The organism is Corynebacterium sp. HMSC076G08 (assembly GCF_001811515.1).
Lineage (GTDB): Bacteria > Actinomycetota > Actinomycetes > Mycobacteriales > Mycobacteriaceae > Corynebacterium > Corynebacterium hiratae.
Genome location: NZ_KV805027.1, coordinates 1 through 387 on the forward strand (window position 1 = coordinate 1; position 387 = coordinate 387).

1 protein-coding gene is annotated in these 387 nt (G+C 46.5%); it reads right to left on the minus strand.

The window, feature by feature from the left end; translation table 11 throughout:
* Positions 1-155: 155 nt before the first annotated feature.
* Positions 156-387 (minus strand): hypothetical protein (locus HMPREF2806_RS13730; protein ID WP_232745264.1); only part of this gene is annotated, 232 nt, incomplete at its 5' end.

Consider the following 387-nt stretch of genomic DNA (forward strand, 5'->3'; position numbering starts at 1 on the left):
GGGTGGATCACCTCCTTTCTAAGGAGCATATTTTGTGGCACCAGTTGGTGCTGTAAACCACACGGTTTGTTGTGTGGTTGGTGGTTGAGTGAACGATTGTTTTGCTGCCACCGTAAGTTAATCGGGTGGAGATACATCTTAACTGGGATGATTAATTAACTAACACGTTGAAGAGTGCTTGGTGCATTGTTGGGTGTCTGGGGCATTGTTCCCTGGTTGTAACCTGCACGTGGCGCAGCAGTCGTGATGCGATATTCATGGTTGTTGGTTGGTGTGGGGTGTTGTGTGAGAACTGTATAGTGGACGCGAGCATTAAACCATGTGCTTGCCATCTTCTTTTGTTGGTGGTGGGTTGTGGTTTGTGTGATTTCTTTGTTCTTTTGTGTT